The organism is Nocardioides sp. BGA-UO-ETr-FS32 (genome assembly GCF_059567905.1).
Genome location: NZ_JCAQOX010000012.1, coordinates 47,000 through 68,897 on the forward strand (window position 1 = coordinate 47,000; position 21,898 = coordinate 68,897).

Below are 21,898 nucleotides of genomic sequence, written 5' to 3' on the forward strand. Positions count from 1 at the left end.
ATGACTGCCTACTGGATCACCACCTACCAGGCCGTGCACGACCCCGCGAAGCTCGCGGCGTACGCCGAGCTCGCCGGCCCCGCGCTGCGGGCGGCGGGCGGGACCTTCCTGGTCCGCGGGATGCCCGAGGCGACCTTCGAGAAGGGCGAGGTCACCCGGACCATCGTCATCGAGTTCGACTCCGTCGAGGCCGCGGTCGCGGCGCACGAGAGCGAGGCCTACCAGGAGGCGCTGCGCGCCCTCGACGGCGGCGCCGACCGCGACATGCGCGTGGTGCCGGGGGCGTAGCAGCGATGGACGTCTACCGGCTCGTGCTGACCATCCTCGTGATGGCCGGGGTGGTCGTCGCCATCCTGCTCTTCGAGAAGCGCCGCGCCCAGGGGATCGAGCGGGACACGCGCGACATGGCGCGGGGGCGGGACGCGGACGGGTCCGGCGACAACCTCGACGACAGCCCCGACGACCTCGGCGGGGGCCGCTAGGAGGACCCCACGAAAGGGTGGACCGCACTTGTGACAGGTCCGCCGGGTGGTGTACATCCTTTGCCCACACACGGCTCACTGGAGACCACGGTGAGCAGCCCGGAGAGCGGGAAGGACCACGACCGTGGTCAACGTGCAGGTCAACATCCACGAGCTACAGGCGCCCCACCACGTGTCGAGGCGCAACCTCCTCGTCGACGAGCTCATCGAGGCCCATCTCGAGGTCGCCAGGTCCATGGCCCTGCGCTACCGCAACCGGGGCATCGACCTCGACGACCTCGAGCAGGTCGCGCTGCTCGGTCTCACCAAGGCTGCCCACAGGTTCGACCCTGATGCCGGCCACGAGTTCATGTCGTTCGCCGTCCCCACCATCCGCGGTGAGCTTCGCCGCCACTTCCGCGACTGTGGCTGGATGGTCCGCCCACCACGCCGGGTCCAGGAGCTCCAGGCACGGATCGGCCGGGCCCAGGACGAGCTGCTCGCCGCCCTCGGTCACGCGCCGCGACCCAGCGAGCTCGCCGCCCACCTCGACGTCGACGTCAGCGACGTCGTCGAGGCTCTGTCGGTCGACGGCTGCTTCGCTCCAGCGAGTCTCGACGCACCCGTCGGCGACAGCGCCTCCGGGTTCGGCGACCGGCTCGGCGCCGACGACCGGACGTACGACGCTGTCGAGGCGTCGGTCATGCTCGAGCCGGCCGTGCGGAACCTGTCGGCTCGTGACCGACGCATCGTGTACCTGCGGTTCTACGAGGAGCGGTCCCAGCAGGAGATCGGCGAAGCGGTGGGGCTCACGCAGGCGCAGGTGTCCCGCGTCCTGACTCGCATCCTGAAGGACATCCGCAACGTGCTGGGCGGTCAGCTGCCAGTGGCGTGAGGGTGGCCGGCCACCAGGGCACGTTCCCCCTCTCGCAGGACGCGGCCGATCCGGTCGCTCTTGACGATGGGTGCGCATGCCGCTGGCCCGATCACCGGTGGTGTCGGGCTCAGCGGGGCGGTCAGGGTCTGGACCCTGGCTCTGGTCGGGGTCGTGGGCGTGGTGGGTCGGTGACGACCCGTCGCCCGGAAGGGAGGGTCCACTCATAGGCGCCGTCGGGTCGGCGGTGGTAGGTGAAGGCGCCGAAGGTCTTGGCGCGGTGGTGCCGGCGGCACAGCGGCGCGAGGTTGGCCGGGTGGGTCTGGCCGGGTGGTCCGCACTCGTCCATCGGGACGTACTCGCGGATGTGGTCGAGGTCGGCCCGGTCCGAGGGGCGGCTGCAGCCTGGGAAGATGCAGGTCTCGTCGCGGAGGCGGACCGCGGCGGCCATCGGCGCGGGTGGGTCGTGGTGGTCGACCGCGGCCATCCGGTCTGCGTCGAGGACTGGCTGGATGGTGACCTTGCCCGCGGTGAGCAGCCACGCCTGGAGCCTGCCCAGCAGCATCGGACCGAGCTGGTCGCTGCGCGCGACACCGTGCGGGTCGACGGAATGATCAGCGGTGTGGTCGCCTGCGATGAGGTCGCGGTCGGTGAGGTGCAGGACCAGCCGCACCTCACCCGACCGGCCCGACCGCTCCGACTGGTCTGACTGGTCTGCGGGGGTGTCGGTGGTGGGGCGGCGGAACGGGTCAGGGGGCGCGTAGGCGGCCTCCTCGGCCACGCACACGGCCTCGTCGTGGTCGGGGTCGACGTCACGGTCGGGGTCGGCGACGTCCGCGGCAGCGAGGAGGTCCAACGCCTGCTGCGGGTCCGCGAGGAGCCCGACGGCGTGGGCACGGCGCACGCCGAGATCGCCGTGGTGACCCAGCGCCTTCATCGTGGTGGCAATCGTGGAGACGGTGTTGTCGAACGCGATCGCATCGGCGGTGTCGAGGCTCATGAACACCTCGCTCACCCCGGGCGCGCCCTGCTCGTGGTGGACCTCCACCCGCCGGGCTGCGAGGGCTTCGTCGTGGTCGGCGATCGCACGGTCCGGGTCGGCGTACAGGCGGGCCTCGTGGACCAGGACCCCGATGCGGTGCGGGTTGAGCCGCCGCGGCTGCCACGCCAGGAGCCGGTCCGCGTGCGCGGCCGCGACCACGTCGAGGTCCCGCGACACGCGCGCCGCCTCCCGCCCCAGCCGCACCGGGACGGTGAGGTCCTTCACGAGCGTCCACAGGCGGGGCAGCCGGTGGGCGAGGTCGAGCACGTCGCCCAGCAGCGCGAGCGTGGCCTCGTGGGACTGCTCCAGCACGCCCGCCAGCTCGACCACCGCGAACTCCGCGACCAGCGGCGTCCCGTCGCCGGCGAGCGGCAGCGGACGCTCCCCGAACAACGCCGCCGCCGATCCGGGCGCGTGGATGGTCTCCGAGCGCCACCCCGCAGCAGCGTCCTCGTCGGTCACGACGTGCGCGTGCGCCCAGGCGAGGGCTGACTCCAGCACCTCGACCTCGACGCGGCGCTTCGCACGCATCGCCGCAACCGCACGATCCAGCACGGGGCTGGTGGTGGGGGCCGGAGCGGTGGTGGACATGGGTCCAGTCTCCCAGAGCCCACCGACACTCGGACCTGCGCGAACGGGACCGTGGAGAACTATGTTCGAACGAGTGAGCACCGAGGTTTCGAGGCCGCTGCGCTCGCACCTCAACCACCATGCAGGGGGTCTGGTCTCGATACGCCGGACTCGTCCCTCGCCCGGCTACTCGACCAGCGAAGGATGACCGGCTACTCGACCAGCGAAGGAGGACCGCCTGCTCGACCAGCGAGGAACGACACCGTGATTGAGAGCACGCCCGCCACCCACTGCCCCGACCGAAAATCGCAGGACGACTGTCGGTCCCCCGGGCGAGAATGACCGGCGATGCTCACCGCCCTGAAGAACTACGCCACGCCCCCGTCCAACCTCGCCCGGAGGCTGTCGGTCCAGTCGCTCCTCTTCGCCTCCGGTGACGGCGCGTTCCTCGCCGGATCGGCCGTCTTCTTCACCCTCGTGGTGGGCCTCTCGCTGGCCGAGGTGGGCATCGGCCTCACCATCGCGGCCGTGGCGAGCTTCATCGTCGCCGTGCCGATGGGCAAGCTGGTCGACCACTTCGGCCCCAAGCGGATGTGGACGCTGTCGGCGTCGATGCAGGGCGTGCTGTTCCTGGCCTGGCCGTTCATCGACAGCTTCCCCGAGTACGTCGCGCTGGCGGTCGCGATGGAGGTCGCCGGCACCCTGGGCGGCACGGCCCACGGGGCGTACGTCATCGACATCCTGCCGCCGGCGGAGCGGGTCGAGTCGCGCGCCTACCTCTACTCCGCGCTCAACGTCGGCTTCAGCATCGGCGCCTTCCTCGGAGGCGGCGCGATCGCCTTCGGCACCGACGTGCTCCGCTGGTCGCCGCTGCTGAGTGCCGTGCTGTTCCTCCTCAACGCCCTGGCGATCCCCCGGCTGCCCGACGCCACCCACGACGTACGCAGCTCCGAGCCGCGGGTGAAGCCCGAGGGCATCCCAGCCATCCGCAACCGCAGCTGGATCGCGGTCACCTTCTTCACCGGCGTCATGTGGACCAACCAGGTGCTGCTGCACACCGTCATCCCGGTATGGCTGGTGACCGAGACCGACGCACCCAAGGTGCTGGTCGCGGTCCTCTTCGGCACCAACACGGTCATGTGCATCGTGCTCCCGCGGCTCGCCTCGCGCGGCATCCGCAACGTCGAGACAGCCCTGCGCGCCGTACGCCTCTCCACCCTCTTCTTCGTCCTCACCTGCCTCGTCACCCTGGCCACGCACGAGACGACCGGCTGGATGACCATCGTGCTGTTCTTCCTCGGCCACATCGTGCTCACCTGGGCCGAGCTGTTCCTCTCCGCCTCGGGCTGGACCCTCGAGGCCGAGCTGATGGACCCCCGCCGCCGCGGCGATTACCAGGGCGTCTCCGAGCTCGGTGGCACGCTCGGGCGGTTCTGGGCACCGGCCGTCTACGGCTTCCTCGCGATGGAGTGGGGTGCCTTCGGCTGGCTGACCATCGCGTTGATCGTCATGGTGGGCGCGGCCGGCCTGCACAGGTCCGCGCACGCGGGCCGGCGCTTCCTCGAGGAGCACGTGCCCGCCGACGTCCTGGCCGACGCACGAGCGAGCGAACCGGAGCACGTGGACCTCGCGGTCTCCCAGGAGCCCTTGCCGATGGAGCCCGACGCGCCCCTGCCAGAATCCACCGGTGACCTCCACCGCTGACTGGATCGCCGGCGCCCGCCCCCGCACCCTCCCCGCCGCGGTCGCGCCCGTGCTCGCCGGCACCGGCGTCGCGGCGTACGTCGACCAGGTCGTGTGGTGGAAGGCCCTGCTCGCACTGGTCGTCAGCCTCGCGCTCCAGGTCGGGGTCAACTACGCCAACGACTACTCCGACGGCATCCGCGGCACCGACGCCGACCGCGTGGGCCCGATGCGCCTGGTCGGCTCGGGCGCGGCGACGCCGCGCGCGGTGAAGACCGCCGCCTTCGCAGCCTTCGGCGTGGCCGCGGTGGCCGGCCTGGTCCTCGCCGCGACCACCGCGTGGTGGCTGGTCGCCGTGGGCCTCGTGTGCGTCGTGGCCGCCTGGTTCTACACCGGCGGCGAGAAGCCGTACGGCTACCTCGGGCTCGGCGAGGTGATGGTGTTCGTCTTCTTCGGCCTGGTCGCCGTCGTCGGCACGACCTACGTCCAGACCGAGACGTGGGAGTGGCCTGCGCTCTACGCCGGCACCGGCATCGGCGCCCTGGCCTGCGCCATCCTCGTCGCCAACAACCTGCGCGACATTCCCACTGACACCGTCGCCGGCAAGCACACCCTGGCCGTACGCCTCGGCGACGAGCGCACCCGCTACCTGTACGCCTTCCTCGTCCTGGTCGCAGCCGCCGCGGTCGTCGCGGTCGCCGCCGCCACCACGTGGTGGGCGCTGGTCGGGCTCGGCTTCCTCGCCCGCGCGGCCGTCCCCACGCGAGCCGTCCTCGGCGGCGCCCAGGGGCCGGCACTCATCCCGGTCCTCGCCGCGACGGGCGCCTCGGAGCTGATCTGGTCGGTGCTGGTCGCTGTGCCGCTGCTCGTGCTGGGCTAGGTCTCGACACACCTCGCTCGTTCCTCGCTCGGCACCCGACCACCGAGGCAGGTATTCCGGTGGCCCACGCAGGCCCGTGCTCACTAGCGTGACCGGGTGGACTACGACTTCGCCATCCTCGACTTCTCCGACGACTCCCCCGCGGCCGCCGCCCGGCGCCGCGGGTGGATCGAGGCGGTCCTGCGCGGCTTCCGCGACGACCGCCCCGAGGACGACTCCGTCGAGAGGTGGGTCAAGCACTACCGCGCCGACCGGGTGACCGTCCGCGGCGCGTGGCTCCCCGAGGGCGAGTTCGGCGCGGGTCCCATGCCCGTCGCGACCTACGCCAGCCTCGACAAGACGCTCAACGCCGGGCGCGAGCTGCTGCCGCTGCGGATGATCACCGACGTCACCACGAGCGCCACCCATCGCCGCAAGGGCCTGCTGCGGCGACTCATCGAGGACGACCTCGCCGACGCCGTCGCCTCGGGTGTGCCGATCGCCGCCCTCACGGCGGCCGAGGCCACCATCTACGGCCGCTGGGGCTTCGGCCCGGCGACCTTCCGCGTGGGCGTCGAGGTCGACACCACGCCCGGGTTCGGGTTCCGCGACTTCGTCGACCCGGGTCGCGTCGAGCTCGTCGAGCCCGCCGACGCGTGGCCGCACGTCAAGGCCGTCTTCGACGCCTTCCACGCCCGTCAGCGCGGCTCGGTCGCGTGGCCTTCCCCCTACGAGGACATGCACACCGGCGCGTGGGACCCCAGCAGCGGCGGCGCCAACCGCAAGGTCCGGGCCGCCGTCCACCTCGACGCGAGCGGCGCCGTCGACGGCTTCGCCCTCTGGAAGCCCGGCGAGGACAACACGGTCAAGGTCGACGAGATGGCGACGCTCACCCCGCAGGCCCAGCTCGCCCTCTGGTCGTTCCTGGGCGACATGGACCAGGTCGCCAAGGTCACCTTCAACCTGTTCCACCCCGAGGACCCGCTGATGTGGGCACTCACCGACCTCAACCGGGCGAAGACCACCGAGGTCCAGGAGTTCCTCTGGCTGCGGGTCCTCGACGTGCCGCGCTGCCTGGCCGCCCGGCCGTGGGCGGCCGACGGCTCCGTCGTGATCGAGGTCGACGACCCGCAGGGGTACGCGGCCGGCCGCTTCGCGGTGACCACCGCCGACGGCGTCGCGACCGTCACGCGCACCGACGACGAGGCGGACGTACGCCTCACCGCGGAGACGCTGGGGACCCTCTACCTCGGCCCGGCGCCCGTACGGCAGCTGCACCGCGCCGGTCGCCTGGACGGCTCGGACGAGGCCGTACGCCGCCTCGCCGCGATGGCCGACCTGGGCGAGCCGGCCTACAGCCTCACCGGGTTCTGAGCTCGAGCGCGCTGCCCAGGAGCGAGCTCAGTCGAGCGGCCTCGGCCGACAGCTCCTCGGACGGTGGCGCGGTCACCTCGAGCGCGTCGCCGACGACCCGCCACGTGCCTGCGACGACCCCGTCGACGAGCACGAGGTTGGCGCCGCGGGTCATGTCGGTGCGGAGAACCGCGGGGACGACCCACGCGTCCTTGGTGCCCGGCCCCATCACCCAGTCGTCCTTGCCCGGCAGGAGCACCACGGTCGGCTCCCGGCGCGTGTCGGCCAGCTCGTCGGCGCGCTCCGCCACGTGCCACCGGGTCTCGCCGTCGACGTCGACCTCGACGAGGTCGTCCTGCACCTCGCTCCACCACCGCTCGAGGCGCTTCCGCCCGGCGCTCAGGCCCTCGCCCAACCAGTAGTGCACGTGGTCCGGGGTCGTGGGGCCATAGGCGTCGACGTACTCCCGCACCGCCTGCGGCCCCGCCTCGTCGAGGTCGGGGATGCCGGCCCAGCCGGGCGCCGCACCCGGGCTCTGGAGCACCAGCGGGCCGGTGAGGTCGGGCCCGAGGGCGATGTCGCCCTGCCAGGCGAACGGCTTGAGCAGGGTGTGGTTGGGCTCGGCGAACTCCTGCGCCAGGTGCCGGAAGCGTGCGGACCCAGTGAGGGCGTCGGCCACGGCCTGCGGCGGCACCGGGCCGTCGGTGACGACCTCACGGACCACCGCACGCAGGTCGGGCCAGTCGTCGGGCGCGAGCCGGTAGTGCTCGACCCAGCTCTTCCGCTCCCACTGCCGACCGGCCGAGCGGACCGCGAGGTAGGCGCCGGCCGTCTCGGGTGCCATCACCTGCACCGACCCGCGGAACGAGAAGGTGCGCATCAGCCGGCCGTCGGCCAGCGCCCGCTGCACCTCCCCGGGCGGGCCGGGCGACGCGAGCCGTCGACGTACGGACAGGTCGGGGTCGGAGCCGAAGATCGACACCGCCGCCAGGGTCCTGACGGCCTCCGTCGCGTCACTCGCACCGGCGAGCAGGTGCTGCCGCCCCAGGCGCCAGGCGAGTGCCTGGCCGCGGGTCACGCGCAGCGTCGCCATGGCGTGGACCCGAGGGGGTCAGTCCTGGTCCTCGCGGGCCTTGCGCTCCTCGAAGGCGGCTGACGCCTTGGCCGCGCGCGCCTCGACGCGCCGGGCGAAGGCCTGGCGCTGGCGGTCGAGGATGAACCAGGACGCCACGCCGGAGATCAGGAAGGCGAGGATGATCGCCCAGAACAGGTTGTAGCGACCGTCGAACGTGAGCGCCATGAGACCCACGACGATGCCGAACGAGGCCATGAACAGCACGATCCGCAGGACCGTGTAGACGACGAACTCCTTCACGCCTCCAGACTAGGACGTGGCGACTACATTGGAGGAATGCTGAAGGTCCTGCTCGTCGTGGCGGCCATCGCCGTCGTCGTGTGGTTCCTGGTCAGGATGATGCTGCGCCGGCTCGACGGAGGTTCGACGTCACGCCCGCGCGTCATCGGCCCCGACGACGACCCCGACTTCCTCCGCGGCCTCGACCGGCCCCGCGAGCCCGACGACGACTGACGTCTCGGGCGCAGCCCCCTCGGCGTAGGAGTGCTGGCTGGAGGAGCTGAAGAAGTTGATGCCGATGAAGTTGAACCACAGCGTCGCGGCACCGACCAGCGCCAGCATCGCGGCGTTGCGCCCACGCCAGCCCGCGGTCGCGCGGGCGTGCAGGTAGGCGGCGTAGACCACCCAGGTGATGAAGGCCCACACCTCCTTGGGGTCCCAGTTCCAGTAGGCGCCCCACGCCTGGTGCGCCCAGATCGGGCCGGTGATGAGGACTGCGAAGGTCCACACGGGGAAGCCGAAGGCGTGCATCTTGTAGGAGAGCCGGTCGAGCACCTTGAGGTCGGGGACCCGGGCGAGGTAGCCGGTGGTGGCGGTCGAGCGCGCCTTGGCCAGGTAGAGCCCGGACAGCAGGGCGCCGATGGTGAAGGCGCCGGTCGAGATCACGGCCGAGACCACGTGGATCACCAGCCACGGGCTGTTGAGCGCGTCTGGCAGGGGCAGCACGGCGTCGTCGAGCCCGAGGAACGCCGCCATCAGGGCTGCCACCATGAAGGTCGTCACCAGCGGGCCGAGCCACTCGATGTCGAGGCGGAGCGTGGAGAGCACGAAGATCAGTGCGACCACGAAGGTGCCGGAGATCGTGAACTCGTACATGTTGCCCCACGGCACCCGGTTGGGGTCCGCGGCGAGGCCGCGGCCCACGAGCGCCACGAGGTGGACGACGGCAGCGAAGGACGTCAGGACCAGCCCGAGGCGGGCGGCCACCGCCGTACGGCGGGTCTCGACGAGCACCTGCGTGGAGCCGACCGCGACCTCCTGCTCCTCCTGCTCGTCCTTGCCTGCCGAGCGCAGGCCGGCGAGCTCGAAGAAGTAGGCCAGCATCGCGAGGAAGTAGAGCACCGCGGCACCGATGATCGCGCGGTAGCTGAACACCTCCCACCATTGGTCTGTCACGACTCGTCCTCCTCGGTCTTGCGGGTCTTCGTCTCGCGTGTCTCCCCCTGCAGTGCCGCCACGACCTCGGCGAGCTCGGCCGCGCCGTCCTCCGGGTCGCCGGCGGACGACCGGTCCAGTCGTGCCACCTCGACCAGCGTCGTGCCGTCGTCCTGGCGCCGCGCGCGCACCCACATGCGTCGTGGACGGATGAACAGCGAGCCCAGCAGGCCGAGCAGCGCGAGCACCACACCGGCCAGTGCCACCATCTTGCCCGGGCTCCGGCTGACCTGGATCTTGTTCCACCGCTGGAGGCCGTCGAAGGAGACCGTGCCGAGGTCGTCGGGCAGCGTGACGGTGTCGCCGGGACGGAGGTCCATCCGGAACGGCTGGCCGTCGTCCTTGACGACCTGGGTGGCCTTCGCCTTGTCGAGCACGTAGACCGACGCCGGGGTGCCGTCGTCGAGGCCGAGGTCGCCGGTGTAGACGAACAGCGAGACCAGGGGGTCGAACGCGTCGCCGAAGACCGAGGCCGGCATCGTCAGGTTGCCGTCGGCGTCGCGGCCCATCGCGAAGGTCGGGTAGAAGGTGCCCTCGAGCCCGATCTGCTCCGGGCTGGCGTCGGGGGCCTTGATCACACCGAACGACTCGAAGGTCTGGGCGTTGGTCGGCAGGAAGACCGACGGTCCGCTGTAGGCGACCTCGCCGTCGCCGTCGCGGATCGTGATGACGGGGGCGTAGCCGTGCCCGATGAGGAACACGTCGGTGCCGCCGATGCTCAGCGGGTGGTTGACCCGGAGGTCGTAGCTCTTCGAGTCGCCGCCGGGCTCGGTCTCGTAGGCGAGCTCGGCGACGAACTCGCGCGCCATCCCGGCCCGCTCGCCCTCGGTGAGCCACTCGACCTCGAAGTCGGTGATGCTGAAGGAGAACGGCTCCATCACGTCGGGGTCGAAGAGCGCGCCGGGCGCGAAGTCGTCGTACTGGGTGAGGTTGTTGGAGAAGCCGTAGTCGTCGCCGTTGAGCATGATGACGCCGCCCTTGTAGCCGAACAGGCTGCCCACGGCGACCCCGACGAGGACGACGATGACGGCGAGGTGGAACAGCAGGTTGCCCGCCTCGCGCAGGTGGCCTCGCTCGGCGGCCACCGAGTCGTCGCCGGCATCGACCCGGAACCGCTTGCCGCGCAGCGCCGTCTCGGCACGCTCGAGGAGGACCTCGGGCTCCTCGTCGGTGGTGTACGACGCGCTCCCGGGCAGCCGCGACAAGTGGCGCGGCGCCCGCGGGGGCCGGGCGCGCACCGCGCGGGCGTACACGAACAGGCGGGGGATGATGCAGCCGACCAACGAGATCATCAGCAGGATGTAGATCGCCGAGAACCACACCGACCCGTAGACGTCGAACAGGTCGAGCCGGTCCCAGATGGGCGCCAGCTGCGGGTGGTTGTCGCGCCACTGCGAGACGGCCAGCGAGTCGATGTTCTCCTGCGGGATCACCGATCCGGGGATCGAGGCGAGCGCGAGCAGCAGGAGCAGCACCAGGGCCGTACGCATCGAGGTCAGCTGCCGCCACGACCACCGCGCGAGCTCGCGGGCGTTCAGGTCGGGAGGCAGTGCGGTCGCCTGGCGGTCGTCGGACGGCCGGTGGCGCAGGTCGGGCTGGAGGTCGGTCACACCGGCACCGTGAATCCCTGGACGACCTGGAGCTGGAGCCACTGCACGATGCGGTCCCACCAGCCGCTCACGAGCAGGAGGCCGACCACGATCATCATCACCCCGCCGAGGCGTACGACGAGCTGCTGGTGGCGACGGATGACGGCGAAGGCGCCCAGCATCCGGCGGTAGGCGAGCGCGGCGGCGATGAAGGGCAGGCCCAGCCCGAGGGCGAACACGCCGGAGAGCAGCGCCCCGCGACCGGCCGTCGCCTCGTTGACGGACAGCACGTTGATCGCGGCCAGGGTCGGCCCCACGCACGGCGTCCAGCCGACGCCGAACAGGAAGCCGACCAGGGGCGCCGCAGCCAGCCCGACGGCCGGCACCTTGTGGATGCGCCAGTCGCGCTGGAGGAAGCCGAACCCGCCGAGGAAGGCGACGCCCAGCAGGATCGTGATGACGCCGAGCACCACGTTGAGCTGACGGGTGTGGGTGAAGAGCCACGCCCCGGCCGCGCCGGTGAGGCTGCCGAGCAGCACGAAGACCAGCGAGAAGCCGAGCACGAAGAGGCTCGCGCCGAGCACCAGCCGGCTGCGCCGCGCCTGGTCGAGGTCGCCGCCGGAGATGCCGGTGGCGTAGGACAGGTAGCCGGGCAGCAGCGGGATGACGCAGGGGCTGAAGAACGAGATGAGCCCGGCCGCGAGGGCGACGGGAAGCGCCAGGACCATCGACCCCGACATGGCGGTCTCGCGGAACCAGTCACTCATCGAGGACCGCCTCGACCAGGGACAGGAGGGTCTGCGTGGTGGGGATGCGCCCGTTGACCGAGGCGGCGATCCGGCCCTCGGCGTCGAGGACGACCGTGCTCGGGATCGACCGCGGCGTGAGGGTGCCGGCGAACGGCAGCAGCGCGGCGCCGTCGGCGGAGTAGACGGAGGGGTAGGGCACCTCGAGGTTGCGGACGTAGGCCGCGGCGTTGTCGCGCGAGGCGTCACGGATGTTGAGGCCGACGAAGGTGACCTCGTCGCCCAGCTCGGCGGCGGCCTCGTTGAGGTCGGGCTGCTCCACGCGGCACGGCGGGCACCACGAGGCCCACACGTTGACCACGACGGGCTTGCCGCGGAGGGCGGCCAGGTCGACCTCCTCGCCGTCGAGGTCGGAGCCGGTCAGCGCGACCGGCTCGCCCCGGTCGGCGGGCTCGACCTCGGTCGGCACGCCCTCGCCGGAGATGTAGCCCTTGTCGCCGGTGCCGGACAGGCCGGAGCAGCCCACGAGCACGAGCAGGCAGGCGAGCGCCACCAGTGGCGCAGCGAGGCGGCGCAGCATCGTCAGGGCCGGTCCTCCCGCGGGGCGCCACCGGCCGAGAACGGGGCGGACCGGTCGCCGACCGGGATCAGGTCGCCCGCCGGCTCGGAGTAACGCACCTGCACCATGCGGTCGTCGTCGAAGACCACGCTGGTGAGCGAGCACAGCGTGCACTGCCGGGTCTTGGGGTGGTGGAGGTAGCTGCGCTTCTCGAGGAACAGCCGCGTGGTCCAGATCGGCAGCTGGTGGGACACCACGACCGCCTCGTGGCCGACCGCCGCGTCGCGCGCGTCGTGCACGGCCGCGACCATCCGCCCGGCGATCTCGTCGTACGGCTCTCCCCACGACGGCTTGAACGGGTTGTACATGTGGCGCAGCAGGTCGGGGCGCTTGAGGAACGTCTTGGCGCCGGCGCCGAAGTTGACGCCCTGGAACTTGTTGCCCGACTCGATGACGCGCGGGTCGATCTCGGGCGTGATCCCGAGCGTCGCGGCGAGCGGCGCGAGCGTCTCCTGCGCACGCTCGAGGGGCGAGGTGCGGAGGTGCACGATGTCGCGGTCGCCGATCGAGTCCGCGATGCGCCGGGCCATCTGCTGGCCGAGGTCGGAGAGGTGGAAGCCGTCCATCCGGCCGTAGAGGATGCCGTCGGGGTTGTGCACCTCGCCGTGTCGGAGCAGGTGGACGATGGTCTGGACACCCATGTCAGTGGCCTCCCGCCGTGGCGGCCGCGAGGGCGGCGGCCGGCAGCGCGTCGATGATGGTCGAGATCGCCCTGTCGTCGTGGGCCGCGGAGACGAACCACGCCTCGTAGGCCGACGGCGGCAGGTAGACGCCCTGGTCGAGCATCGAGTGGAAGAACGCGGCGTACGCCGTGGTGTCCTGCTGGCTCGCCTCGGCGAAGTCGCGGACGGCGGCGTCGCGGAAGAACACCGAGAACATCGTGCCGGCCGCCTGCACGACGTGCGGCACACCCGCGGCCAGCAGGTGCTCGGCGACCGCGTCGCGGATGGTGCGGGCCGTGGCGTCGAGCTGCTCGTAGACCTCGGACGTGGCAAGGCGGAGGGTGGCGAGCCCGGCGGTGGTGGCGACCGGGTTCCCGGAGAGCGTGCCCGCTTGGTAGACCGGCCCCTCGGGCGCGAGGTGGGCCATCAGGTCGGCCCGGCCGCCGAAGGCCGCCGCGGGGAAGCCGCCGCCCATGACCTTGCCGAAGGTCATCAGGTCGGGGGTCCAGCCCTCGATGGCGCCGTCGAGGCCCCAGCCGCCCTGCTCGGTGGCGCGGAAGCCGGTCATCACCTCGTCGCTGATGAACAGCGCGCCGTGGGTCCGGCAGGTCTCGGCGAGGAAGGCGTTGAAGCCGGGGGCCGGCGGGACGACGCCCATGTTGCCCGGGAAGGCCTCGGTGATCAGGCAGGCGATGCGCGGGCCGTGTGCCTCGAACGCGGCGAGCACCGCCTCGCGGTCGTTGTAGGGCAGCACCAGGGTCTCGGCGGCCGCGGACGCGGGCACGCCGCTGGTGCCGGGGACCGCGAGCGTGGCGACGCCCGAGCCGGCCTCGGCCAGCAACGGGTCGACGTGGCCGTGGTAGCAGCCGGCGAACTTCACGATGAGGTCGCGGCCGGTCGCGCCGCGCGCGAGCCGGATCGCCGACATGGTCGCCTCGGTGCCGGAGGAGACGAAGCGGACCCGCTCGACGGGGGTGCGCCTCACGATCTCCTCCGCGAGCTCGACCTCGGGCTCGGTCGGAGTGCCGTACGACGTGCCGCGCGCGACCGCCCCGGCGACGGCCGCCTGGACGTCGGGGTTCGCGTGGCCCAGGAGCATCGGGCCCCACGAGCAGATCAGGTCGACGTAGTCGTTGCCGTCGGCGTCGGTGAGCCAGGCGCCGGAGGCCGAGGTGATGAAGCGCGGGGTGCCGCCGACGGCGTTGAACGCGCGGACGGGAGAGTTCACCCCTCCCGGCGTCACGGCCCGCGCTCGCTCGAACCAGGCCTCGCTGGCCGCGGTCGTGGAAGGGGTCGTCGCGGAGGTCACCCGGTCATTGTCACGCAGGGGCGCAAAGGGATCCCACTCGGTGCACGCAGAGAGTCCCCGGCTGTGGGTTGGCGCACAGGTGAGCGGGGCGTAACTTGGAGTGACAGTTCGTCGTTGGCGAGGTGTGGATGTGCCCGGAGGGGGCATCATGACACCAGTGCGACCAAGGGGAGAGCGCGACATGTCGAGTTCCGGCCGGCTTCACCGAGCGACCGCCATCATTCCGCTGGCGGTGCTCTCCGCTGCCTGGACGGCCAGCCTCACCGGCGGCATCGGCTCGGCCAGCGCCGACCCCGAGGGCCCCCGTACTCTCCCCGACGGCACCGTGCTGCCCGCCTCCGCCATCGAGGCCCCCGCGAGCGTCGGCGACGACGCCGTCACCCGCGCCGCGGCCCTGACGCCCGGCTCGGCCAGCGACATCCCCCAGGCCGCGTTGTCGGCCTACCAGCGCGCCGAGGGCGTCATCAACAGCGCCGACAAGGGCTGCAACCTGCCGTGGGAGCTGATCGCCGCGATCGGTCGCGTCGAGTCCGACCACGGTCGCTTCGGCGGCAACGCGCTCGACGAGCAGGGCGTCGCGCAGCCCGGCATCTACGGCATCGCCCTCAACGGCAAGAACAACACCCAGGACATCGCCGACACCGACGCCGGCCAGTACGACAACGACACCCGCCACGACCGCGCCGTCGGCCCGATGCAGTTCATCCCCTCGACCTGGGCGGTCGTCGGCGTCGACGGGGACAGCGACGGCACCCGCAACCCGCAGGACATCGACGACGCCGCCCTCGCGACCGCCGTCTACCTGTGCTCCGGCGACGACGACCTGTCGGCCGAGCAGGGCCAGCGCGCCTCGGTCTACCGCTACAACCACTCCAACGCCTACGTCGACCTGGTGCTGGAGATCATGCAGGCCTACATGGACGGCGACTTCAGCGCGGTCCCGACCTCGACCCTCACCAGCGGCGTGATCGTTCCCGACCCGACGAGCTCGGCCTCCGGCAACGGTGGCAACGGTGGCAACGGCGGAAAGGGTGGCAAGGGCGGCAAGGACGACGACGCCTCGCCGACCAAGGACCCGACCCCCACGCAGACGCCGACGCAGACCCCCACCGAGACGCAGACCCCGACGCCGACTCCGACGCCCACCCCGACGCCGACGCCGACCAAGGACCCGACGAAGGATCCGACCACGTCGCTCCCGACCGTCTCGCCGACGCTGAGCCCGACGCTGCCGCCACTGCCGACGGCGACGATCGGGGAGGTGCTTACGCCGCTCATGGCGGCCGCGCAGTGCGTGGAGCAAGGCCTGGTCGACAACCCGCTGAGCAGCAACGACGCGTTCGACCAGTGCGTGAACGCCCTGCTCAACCCCTGACCTGCCCCCACCCACGCAGCGTCATACGAACCCGCATCCATCGGTGCGGGTTCGTATGACGCTCGGACGGGCTCCCGGAAGAGCGTCATGCAGAGGCGCACCCATGGGAGCGGGTTCGTCTGACGCTCGGGTCGGCCCCCCGGGTCAGCGGCGCAGCAGGCGCGCGGCCTCGGAGGCCCAGTAGGTGAGGATCACGTCGGCTCCGGCGCGGCGGATCGAGGTGAGGGTCTCCAGGATCGCGGCCTCGCGGTCTATCCAGCCGTTGGCTGCGGCGGCCTCGATCATCGAGTACTCGCCCGAGATGTTGTAGGCGGCGACGGGCACGTCGACCGCGTCGCGCACCCGGCGTACGACGTCGAGGTAGGCCAGGGCCGGCTTGACCATCACGATGTCGGCCCCCTCCGCCACGTCGAGCAGGACCTCGCGCACGCCCTCGACGGCGTTGGCCGGGTCCTGCTGGTAGGTGCGGCGGTCGCCCTCGAGCGAGGAGTCGACGGCCTCGCGGAACGGGCCGAAGAACGCCGAGGCGTACTTCGCGGAGTAGGCCAGGATCGACACCCGGCTGTGGTCGGCGGCGTCGAGCGCCTGGCGCACGACCCGGACCTGCCCGTCCATCATGCCGCTGGGTCCGACCATGTCGACGCCGGCGGCGGCCTGGGCGAGCGCCATCTGGCCGTACGCCACCAGGGTCTGGTCGTTGTCGACCTCGCCGTCGGGCGTGAGGAGCCCGCAGTGACCGTGGTCGGTGAACTCGTCGAGGCAGAGGTCCGACATCACCGTCAGCTGGTCGCCCACCTCGGCGACCACGTCGGTGATCGCGAGGTTGAGCACGCCGCCTGGGTCGATCGCCCCGGACCCGATGGCGTCCTTGTGCTCGGGGATGCCGAAGAGCATCACGCCGCCGAGGCCGAGCTCGGCCGCCTCGGAGACGGCCTGCTTCAGCGAGTCGCGCGAGTGCTGCACGACGCCCGGCATCGACGAGATCGGCCGGGGCTGGTCGAGACCCTCACGGATGAACACCGGCAGCACGAGCGAGCTCGGCACCACGTGGTGCTCGGCGACCATCCGGCGCAGGGCCGGGGTGCGCCGCAGCCGCCGGGGTCGGACGGTCGGGACCTGGACATGGGTTTCATCGGTCACGGGTGCATCCTTCCCCAGCGGCGGTGACGGCGGCGGTGGCGACTACTTCGCGCGGGCCTTGCGGCGCCCCGACGCGGTGCGCTCGCTCGGCCGGGTGACGGCCTCGCCGGCCTCCAGCATCGCGAGGCGGCGAGCGGCGCCGAAGTCGGCGAGCGCGTCCACCAGCACCTCCACGTCGGGCGTGGGCGCGAGGACGTCGACGCGCAGGCCGTGCTCCTCGGCGGTCTTGGCGGTCTGCGGGCCGATCACCGCGATGATCGTCGACGGGTGCGGCTTGCCGGCGATGCCGACGAGGTTGCGCACGGTCGAGGACGAGGTGAAGACGACCGCGTCGAACTTGCCGGTCTTGATCGCGTCGCGCACCGGCGCCGGCGGGGGCGTGGCGCGTACGGTCCGGTAGGCCGTGACGTCGTCGCACTCCCAGCCGAGGTCGATCAGCCCGGCGACGAGGTTCTCGGTGGCGATGTCGGCGCGCGGCAGGAAGACCCGGTTGATCGGGTCGAGCACGTCGTCGTAGGGCGGCCAGTCCTCGAGCAGGCCGGCGGCCGACTGCTCGCCCGACGGCACCAGGTCGGCGCGCAGGCCCCAGGCGGCGATCGCCTGGGCGGTCTTGTCGCCGACCGCGGCGATCTTGAGGCCCGAGAAGGCGCGGGCGTCGAGGCCGTACTCCTCGAACTTCTCGCGGACCGCCTTGACGGCGTTGACCGAGGTGAAGGCGATCCACTCGTAGCGGCCCTCGACGAGGCCGCGGACGGCCTTGTCCATCTGGAGCGGGTTGCGCGGCGGCTCGACCGAGATGGTCGGCACCTCCTCGGGCACCGCGCCGTACTCGCGCAGGCGACGCGACAGCGAGCCCGCCTGCTCCTTGGTGCGCGGCACCAGCGCGCGCCAGCCGAAGAGCGGCTTGGTCTCGAACCACGACAGCGTCTCGCGCAGGTCGACGACGTCGCCGATCACGATGATCGCCGGCGGTGCCACGCGGGCCGCGCGGACGTCGGCCGCGACGGAGGCGAGGGTCGAGGTGAGGGTCTGCTGCTCGGTCGTGGTGCCGACGCGGGTGACCGCGACGGGCGTCTCGGGCGAGCGGCCGGCCTCGACGAGCGCGGCGGCGGTCTCGCCGATGCTGCCGACCCCGGAGAGCAGGACGAGCGTGCGGTCGTCGGCGTACGCGCTCCAGTCGACCTTCTCGCCGCACGTGACCACGCACATCTCGCGGTGGCGCTTCGTCGTCAGCGGGATGCCGGCGTAGGCCGGGACGGCGCTCACCGACGAGACGCCCGGGACGACCTCGAAGCCGACGCCGGCCTTCACGCAGGCCTGTGCCTCCTCGGGGCCCGAGGCGTAGAGGAACGGGTCGCCGACCATCAGGCGCACCACCCGCTGCTTCTTGCCGTGGCGTACGACGACCTTGGCGCGGGCCGCGTGCGTCAGGGGCTGGCCGTCCTCGCCGAAGCCTCCGTCGACGATCTCCGGGCCGCCCTCGAGGCCGTCCGGGCCCTCGACGAGGCCGAGGACCGTACGGACCAGGTCGACGTGGCCGGGGGCCTCGGTGACGATCACCTCGGCGCTCTGGAGGAGCTCCACGGCGCGCACGGTCAGCAGGCCCGGGTCACCGGGTCCGCTGCCGACGAACGACACCCAACCCTGGGCCGGGGTGGTCGCGGTGCTGGCCTTGGGGGTCTGTACTCGCGTCATGCGTGCTGCTTCCTCACTGGTGGTCCCTGCAAAGTGGTGCCGTCATCAGGTCTGCTGCTCCCTCGTCGAGCATGTCGCCCGCGAGACGTGTTCCGAGTCGTACGGCCTCGGTGACCGGGCCGGTGGCGCTCATCCGCACCGAGAGGACGCCGTCCTCCGAGAGCGCCACGGCGCGCAGCCACAGCTCCTCGCCGTCCTCCCCCTCGACCACCTCGGCCAGGGCACCCAGCGGGGCCGAGCAGCCGGCCTCGAGGGTGGACAGGACCGCGCGCTCGGCAGTGACCGCGGCGCGGGTGGCGGGGTCGTCGAGCCGCGCCAGCGACGCGACGAGGTCGGCGTCGTCGGAGCGGCACTCGATCGCCAGCGCGCCCTGGCCGGGGGCCGGGAGCATCTGTAGCGGGTCAAGGACCTCGGTGACCTCGTCGAGGCGACCGAGGCGGGCCAGGCCGGCGCGGGCCAGGACGACCGCGTCGACCTCGCCCTCGCGGACCTTGCGGATGCGGGTGTCGACGTTGCCGCGGATGCCCTGGAGCTCGAGGCCGAGGCCGAGCGCGGCGAGCTGGCTGACCCGGCGAGGCGATCCGGTGCCGAGGCGGCTGCCGACCGGCAGCTCGCCGAGGGTGAGCCCGTCGCGGGCGACGACGACGTCGCGCGGGTCCTCGCGCAGCGGGATCGCGGCGAGCGTGATGCCGTCGGCGGGCGTGGTCGGCAGGTCCTTCAGCGAGTGCACCGCGAGGTCGACCCGGCCGTCGAGGAGGGCGTCGCGCAGGGCGCTGACGAAGACGCCGGTGCCGCCCATCGAGGCGAGCGGCGCGCGGTTGACGTCACCCTCGGTCGAGACCTCGACGAGCTCGACCTCGAGACCGAGGCGCTCGCGGACGAGGTCGGCGACGTGGCCGGACTGCGTCGTCGCGAGGGCCGAGGCGCGGGTGCCGAGGCGGAGCGGGCGGGTGGTGGTCATGGCTGTCCCTCCGCACGTGAGATGGCGTCGACGGCGTCGGGGTCGAGGCGGAACAGCTCGGCCAGGGCCGCGGTGTAGGAGACCGCGGGCTCGGCGTCGGCGAGCTCCTTGACCCGCACAGTGGGCTCGTGGAGCAGCTTGTCGGCGACGCGACGCACGGTGTGGAGCACCTCGGCGCGGGTGGCCTCGTCGAGCCCGGGGAGCCGCGTGGCGAGCCGCTCCATCTCGGCGTCGACCACCGAGGTGGCCATCGACCGCAGCGCCACGACCGTGGGCGTCACGCTCGCCTGGCGGCGTACGGCGAGGAACGCGGAGATCTCCTGCCCGACGATGGTGCGGACGTCGTCGACGCCGGCGGTGGCCTCGAGGCCGCGCAGCTCAGCGGCGAGCCCGGCGAGGTTGACCAGCTGTACGCCCGGCAGGTCGGCCAGCGAGGGGTCCACGTCGTGGGGCAGGGCGAGGTCGATGACGGTGAGCGGGCGGTCGCTGCCGCCGCGGGCGGTCACGACGTCGGCGAGGCGTACGAGCGGCTCGGGCGCACCCGTGCACGAGATGACGATGTCGGCGGTGGCGAGCTCGTCGACGAGGGCGTGGAGCGGCACGGACGTGGCGGCGTACTCCTCGGCGAGCCGCTCGGCGCGGGCCGCGGTGCGGTTGAGCACCGAGATGCTCGCGGCGCCGCTGCGCGAGAGGTGGGCGACGGCCAGCGAGGCCATCGCCCCGGCACCGATGACGAGGGCGCGGGCACCCGCGACAGGCACCGAGCTGCGCTCGAGGGCGGCGGTCACCAGCGAGGGCGCGGCGCGGTCGATGTCGGTCTCCGCGTGGGCGCGCTTGCCCACGCGCAGCGCCTGCTGGAAGAGGGCGTTGAGGGCCGGGCCGACGGTGCCGTGCTCCTGGCCGACGCGCAGCGCCTCGCGGGTCTGGCCGAGGATCTGGCCCTCGCCGACGACCATCGAGTCGAGGCCGGCGGCGACCTGGAAGAGGTGGGAGACGGCGCCCTCGTCGTAGTGGACGTAGAGGTGCGGGAGGAGCGCCTCGGTGGACCGCTGGGCCCGCGCGACGAGCAGCCCGGAGAGGTCCTCGACGCTGCCGTGGAAGCGGTCGACCTCGGCATAGACCTCGAGCCGGTTGCACGTGACGATCGCGGTCGCCTCGGAGACGTGCTCGCCGCCCATCACGTCGGCGATCAGCTTGGTGGTGCCGTCGGCGTCGAGCGCGAGGCGCTCGAGCAGCTCGACCGGTGCGGACTTGTGGGAGATGCCCACGACCAGGACGCTCACGACACGACCTCCGTTCCGGGAGCGACCGACTTGCGCTGCTCGTGGTAGGCGAGGATCTGGAGCTCGATGGACAGGTCCACCTTGCGCACGTCGACTCCCTCGGGCACCGACAGGACCGTCGGCGCGAAGTTGAGGATGCTGGTGATGCCGGCCGCGACCATCCGGTCGGCGACGGACTGCGCGGCGACCGCCGGCGTCGCGATGACCCCGATGGACACGGCGTTGTCAGCCACGATCGACTCGAGGTCCTCGAAGGAGCGGACGTCGAGGCCGGCGACGACCTCGTCGTGGCGGTCGGGGTCGGCGTCGAGCAGCGCGACCACCCGGAACCCGCGGCTGCGGAACCCGGAGTAGTTGGCCAGCGCGTGGCCGAGGTTGCCGATGCCGACGATGACCACGGGCCAGTCCTGGGTCACGCCGATCTCGCGGGCGATCTGGTAGCGGAGGTACTCCACGTCGTAGCCGACACCGCGGGTGCCGTAGCTGCCGAGGTAGGACAGGTCCTTGCGGAGCTTGGCGCTGTTGACGCCGGCCGACGCCGCGAGCTCCTCGCTCGAGCAGGTCGTCGTGCCGTCGTCGGCGAGGGTGGTCAGGGCACGCAGGTACACGGGAAGCCTGGCGACGGTTGCCTCGGGGATGTCCCGGGCTGAGTCGGGGGTCCGTGCGGTCACAGCTGCTTCTTTCCAGTCCCGCGAATCTCGCGTGACTTCGCCACTGTAGGAGTTTGTGAACGGGAGAACAAAACGAGAACGACGGGCGCTAGCACATGTGAGAAGACCCACCCCACGCGGGGGTCCCACGACTTGCGCGGAGGGTGCCGCAGGGCATATCGGAGGGCGTACGCCGCGCGGCCTCGCGAGGACAGCGCGGGCGTATCGCGACGTCCATCCCTCGCCGATCGAGGTGCGAGCGCAGCGAGCCTCGAAACCACTTCCGATGTCGCTGGCCGGCAACCGTTCCAGCGGCGAACTCAATCGGTTGTTGCAGCTCGATCGTGAGGTGAGAGGTTGCGGCGCATGCCGGGAGTGAGGTTGACCGCGAATCAGCGGTTGGTGATTGAGCGGGCGTATCTGGCGGGGCTGGACCAGGCCACGATTGCGGCGTTGGT

At 72.1% G+C, this 21,898-nt stretch carries 22 protein-coding genes; 8 read left to right on the top strand and 14 right to left on the bottom strand.

All coding sequences use genetic code 11. The features are described 5' to 3' along the window. The 3 genes from AC57BS_RS04950 (at position 1) to AC57BS_RS04960 (ending at position 1,356) form a co-directional block, all read left to right on the top strand. Entirely contained in the window at positions 1-288 is a 288-nt protein-coding gene (locus AC57BS_RS04950; RefSeq protein ID WP_496410347.1) for a DUF1330 domain-containing protein, read from the top strand. Between the two features lie 5 nt (positions 289-293). Beyond that, positions 294-482 carry a hypothetical protein gene (locus AC57BS_RS04955; RefSeq protein ID WP_496410348.1) on the top strand — a complete coding sequence of 63 codons (189 nt, stop codon included), beginning with the start codon at positions 294-296 and terminating at the stop codon, positions 480-482. Between the two features lie 124 nt (positions 483-606). Beyond that, positions 607-1,356 carry a sigma-70 family RNA polymerase sigma factor gene (locus AC57BS_RS04960; RefSeq protein ID WP_496410349.1) on the top strand — a complete coding sequence of 250 codons (750 nt, stop codon included), beginning with the start codon at positions 607-609 and terminating at the stop codon, positions 1,354-1,356. Positions 1,357-1,477: 121 nt separating this feature from the next. Here the strand turns inward: AC57BS_RS04960 and AC57BS_RS04965 are convergent, their stop codons facing one another. After that, complete coding sequence (locus AC57BS_RS04965) at positions 1,478-2,968, bottom strand: HNH endonuclease signature motif containing protein (RefSeq protein WP_496410350.1); 1,491 nt, start codon at positions 2,966-2,968, stop codon at positions 1,478-1,480. A 327-nt stretch (positions 2,969-3,295) separates the two neighbouring features. Between AC57BS_RS04965 and AC57BS_RS04970 the strand changes: the two genes are divergently transcribed. From AC57BS_RS04970 to AC57BS_RS04980, 3 genes are all read left to right on the top strand, one after another. Continuing rightward, positions 3,296-4,651 carry an MFS transporter gene (locus AC57BS_RS04970; protein ID WP_496410351.1) on the top strand — a complete coding sequence of 452 codons (1,356 nt, stop codon included), beginning with the start codon at positions 3,296-3,298 and terminating at the stop codon, positions 4,649-4,651. Further along, positions 4,635-5,510: a 1,4-dihydroxy-2-naphthoate polyprenyltransferase gene (locus AC57BS_RS04975; protein ID WP_496410352.1), complete on the top strand. Its 876-nt coding sequence runs from the start codon at positions 4,635-4,637 to the stop codon at positions 5,508-5,510. The genes AC57BS_RS04970 and AC57BS_RS04975 overlap by 17 nt, the downstream gene beginning before the upstream one ends. Positions 5,511-5,606: 96 nt before the next feature. Beyond that, positions 5,607-6,863 (top strand): GNAT family N-acetyltransferase, encoded by a 1,257-nt coding sequence (locus AC57BS_RS04980; protein WP_496410353.1) that lies wholly within the window; start codon positions 5,607-5,609, stop codon positions 6,861-6,863. On the opposite strand, the gene AC57BS_RS04985 is transcribed toward AC57BS_RS04980, so the two are convergent. Together AC57BS_RS04985 and AC57BS_RS04990 are read right to left on the bottom strand one after the other, a co-directional pair. Continuing rightward, positions 6,850-7,935, bottom strand: a complete 1,086-nt coding sequence (locus AC57BS_RS04985; RefSeq protein WP_496410354.1) for a DNA glycosylase AlkZ-like family protein — start codon at positions 7,933-7,935, stop codon at positions 6,850-6,852. The genes AC57BS_RS04980 and AC57BS_RS04985 overlap by 14 nt on opposite strands. An 18-nt stretch (positions 7,936-7,953) precedes the next feature. Continuing rightward, positions 7,954-8,217, bottom strand: a complete 264-nt coding sequence (locus tag AC57BS_RS04990) for a DUF4229 domain-containing protein (RefSeq protein ID WP_496410355.1) — start codon at positions 8,215-8,217, stop codon at positions 7,954-7,956. Positions 8,218-8,253: 36 nt separating this feature from the next. Here AC57BS_RS04990 and AC57BS_RS04995 point away from each other — a divergent pair, with 36 nt between their 5' ends. Then, positions 8,254-8,430, top strand: coding sequence for a hypothetical protein (locus AC57BS_RS04995; RefSeq protein ID WP_165356062.1), 177 nt, complete (start codon positions 8,254-8,256; stop codon positions 8,428-8,430). Here AC57BS_RS04995 and ccsB read toward each other — a convergent pair. From ccsB to hemL, 6 genes are read right to left on the bottom strand one after another with little or no spacing between them, the layout of a single operon-like run. Further along, complete coding sequence (ccsB, locus tag AC57BS_RS05000) at positions 8,347-9,372, bottom strand: c-type cytochrome biogenesis protein CcsB (protein WP_496410356.1); 1,026 nt, start codon at positions 9,370-9,372, stop codon at positions 8,347-8,349. The two genes, AC57BS_RS04995 and ccsB, sit on opposite strands and share 84 nt — an antisense overlap. After that, complete coding sequence (gene resB, locus AC57BS_RS05005; RefSeq protein WP_496410357.1) at positions 9,369-11,021, bottom strand: cytochrome c biogenesis protein ResB; 1,653 nt, start codon at positions 11,019-11,021, stop codon at positions 9,369-9,371. Before resB ends, ccsB begins: the two co-directional genes overlap by 4 nt. Continuing rightward, positions 11,018-11,767: a cytochrome c biogenesis CcdA family protein gene (locus tag AC57BS_RS05010; RefSeq protein ID WP_496410358.1), complete on the bottom strand. Its 750-nt coding sequence runs from the start codon at positions 11,765-11,767 to the stop codon at positions 11,018-11,020. The genes resB and AC57BS_RS05010 overlap by 4 nt, the downstream gene beginning before the upstream one ends. Next, the gene (locus AC57BS_RS05015) at positions 11,760-12,326 is read right to left on the bottom strand and encodes a TlpA family protein disulfide reductase (RefSeq protein ID WP_496410359.1); all 567 of its coding nucleotides are present in this window, start codon (positions 12,324-12,326) and stop codon (positions 11,760-11,762) included. Before AC57BS_RS05015 ends, AC57BS_RS05010 begins: the two co-directional genes overlap by 8 nt. Before the next feature lie 2 nt (positions 12,327-12,328). Next, a complete protein-coding gene (locus AC57BS_RS05020) occupies positions 12,329-13,006 on the bottom strand; it encodes a histidine phosphatase family protein (RefSeq protein WP_496410360.1) in 678 nt (225 codons plus the stop codon). Between the two features lies 1 nt (position 13,007). Next, positions 13,008-14,336 carry a glutamate-1-semialdehyde 2,1-aminomutase gene (hemL, locus tag AC57BS_RS05025; RefSeq protein ID WP_496410361.1) on the bottom strand — a complete coding sequence of 443 codons (1,329 nt, stop codon included), beginning with the start codon at positions 14,334-14,336 and terminating at the stop codon, positions 13,008-13,010. A gap of 232 nt (positions 14,337-14,568) precedes the next feature. On the opposite strand from hemL, the gene AC57BS_RS05030 reads away from it, so the two are divergent. Beyond that, positions 14,569-15,711 (top strand): lytic transglycosylase domain-containing protein, encoded by a 1,143-nt coding sequence (locus AC57BS_RS05030; protein ID WP_496410362.1) that lies wholly within the window; start codon positions 14,569-14,571, stop codon positions 15,709-15,711. Positions 15,712-15,855: 144 nt separating this feature from the next. On the opposite strand, the gene hemB is transcribed toward AC57BS_RS05030, so the two are convergent. Genes hemB through AC57BS_RS05055 form a run of 5 tightly spaced genes read right to left on the bottom strand, consistent with a single transcriptional unit; the run spans position 15,856 to position 21,461 of the window. Further along, positions 15,856-16,851, bottom strand: a complete 996-nt coding sequence (gene hemB, locus AC57BS_RS05035; RefSeq protein ID WP_496410363.1) for a porphobilinogen synthase — start codon at positions 16,849-16,851, stop codon at positions 15,856-15,858. 42 nt (positions 16,852-16,893) lie between these two features. Continuing rightward, complete coding sequence (locus AC57BS_RS05040) at positions 16,894-18,546, bottom strand: bifunctional uroporphyrinogen-III C-methyltransferase/uroporphyrinogen-III synthase (RefSeq protein WP_496410364.1); 1,653 nt, start codon at positions 18,544-18,546, stop codon at positions 16,894-16,896. A gap of 13 nt (positions 18,547-18,559) precedes the next feature. Continuing rightward, positions 18,560-19,507, bottom strand: coding sequence for a hydroxymethylbilane synthase (gene hemC / locus AC57BS_RS05045; RefSeq protein ID WP_496410365.1), 948 nt, complete (start codon positions 19,505-19,507; stop codon positions 18,560-18,562). Then, on the bottom strand, positions 19,504-20,790 hold the full coding sequence (locus AC57BS_RS05050) for a glutamyl-tRNA reductase (RefSeq protein WP_496410366.1): 1,287 nt from the start codon (positions 20,788-20,790) through the stop codon (positions 19,504-19,506). The genes hemC and AC57BS_RS05050 overlap by 4 nt, the downstream gene beginning before the upstream one ends. Then, positions 20,787-21,461 (bottom strand): redox-sensing transcriptional repressor Rex, encoded by a 675-nt coding sequence (locus tag AC57BS_RS05055; RefSeq protein WP_496410367.1) that lies wholly within the window; start codon positions 21,459-21,461, stop codon positions 20,787-20,789. The genes AC57BS_RS05050 and AC57BS_RS05055 overlap by 4 nt, the downstream gene beginning before the upstream one ends. Positions 21,462-21,898 lie beyond the last annotated feature (437 nt).

Excerpts from the sequence above, each read along its gene's own strand:
- AC57BS_RS05020 (WP_496410360.1), bottom strand. The coding sequence starts at position 13,006 with ATGGGTGTCCAGACCATCGTCCACCTGCTCCGACACGGCGAGGTGCAC.
- AC57BS_RS05010 (WP_496410358.1), bottom strand. The coding sequence starts at position 11,767 with ATGAGTGACTGGTTCCGCGAGACCGCCATGTCGGGGTCGATGGTCCTG.
- AC57BS_RS04970 (WP_496410351.1), top strand. The coding sequence starts at position 3,296 with ATGCTCACCGCCCTGAAGAACTACGCCACGCCCCCGTCCAACCTCGCC.
- AC57BS_RS04955 (WP_496410348.1), top strand. The coding sequence starts at position 294 with ATGGACGTCTACCGGCTCGTGCTGACCATCCTCGTGATGGCCGGGGTG.
- hemC (WP_496410365.1), bottom strand. The coding sequence starts at position 19,507 with ATGACCACCACCCGCCCGCTCCGCCTCGGCACCCGCGCCTCGGCCCTC.
- AC57BS_RS04950 (WP_496410347.1), top strand. The coding sequence starts at position 1 with ATGACTGCCTACTGGATCACCACCTACCAGGCCGTGCACGACCCCGCG.
- AC57BS_RS04995 (WP_165356062.1), top strand. The coding sequence starts at position 8,254 with ATGCTGAAGGTCCTGCTCGTCGTGGCGGCCATCGCCGTCGTCGTGTGG.
- AC57BS_RS04985 (WP_496410354.1), bottom strand. The coding sequence starts at position 7,935 with ATGGCGACGCTGCGCGTGACCCGCGGCCAGGCACTCGCCTGGCGCCTG.
- AC57BS_RS04965 (WP_496410350.1), bottom strand. The coding sequence starts at position 2,968 with ATGTCCACCACCGCTCCGGCCCCCACCACCAGCCCCGTGCTGGATCGT.
- AC57BS_RS05040 (WP_496410364.1), bottom strand. The coding sequence starts at position 18,546 with ATGACGCGAGTACAGACCCCCAAGGCCAGCACCGCGACCACCCCGGCC.
- AC57BS_RS05015 (WP_496410359.1), bottom strand. The coding sequence starts at position 12,326 with ATGCTGCGCCGCCTCGCTGCGCCACTGGTGGCGCTCGCCTGCCTGCTC.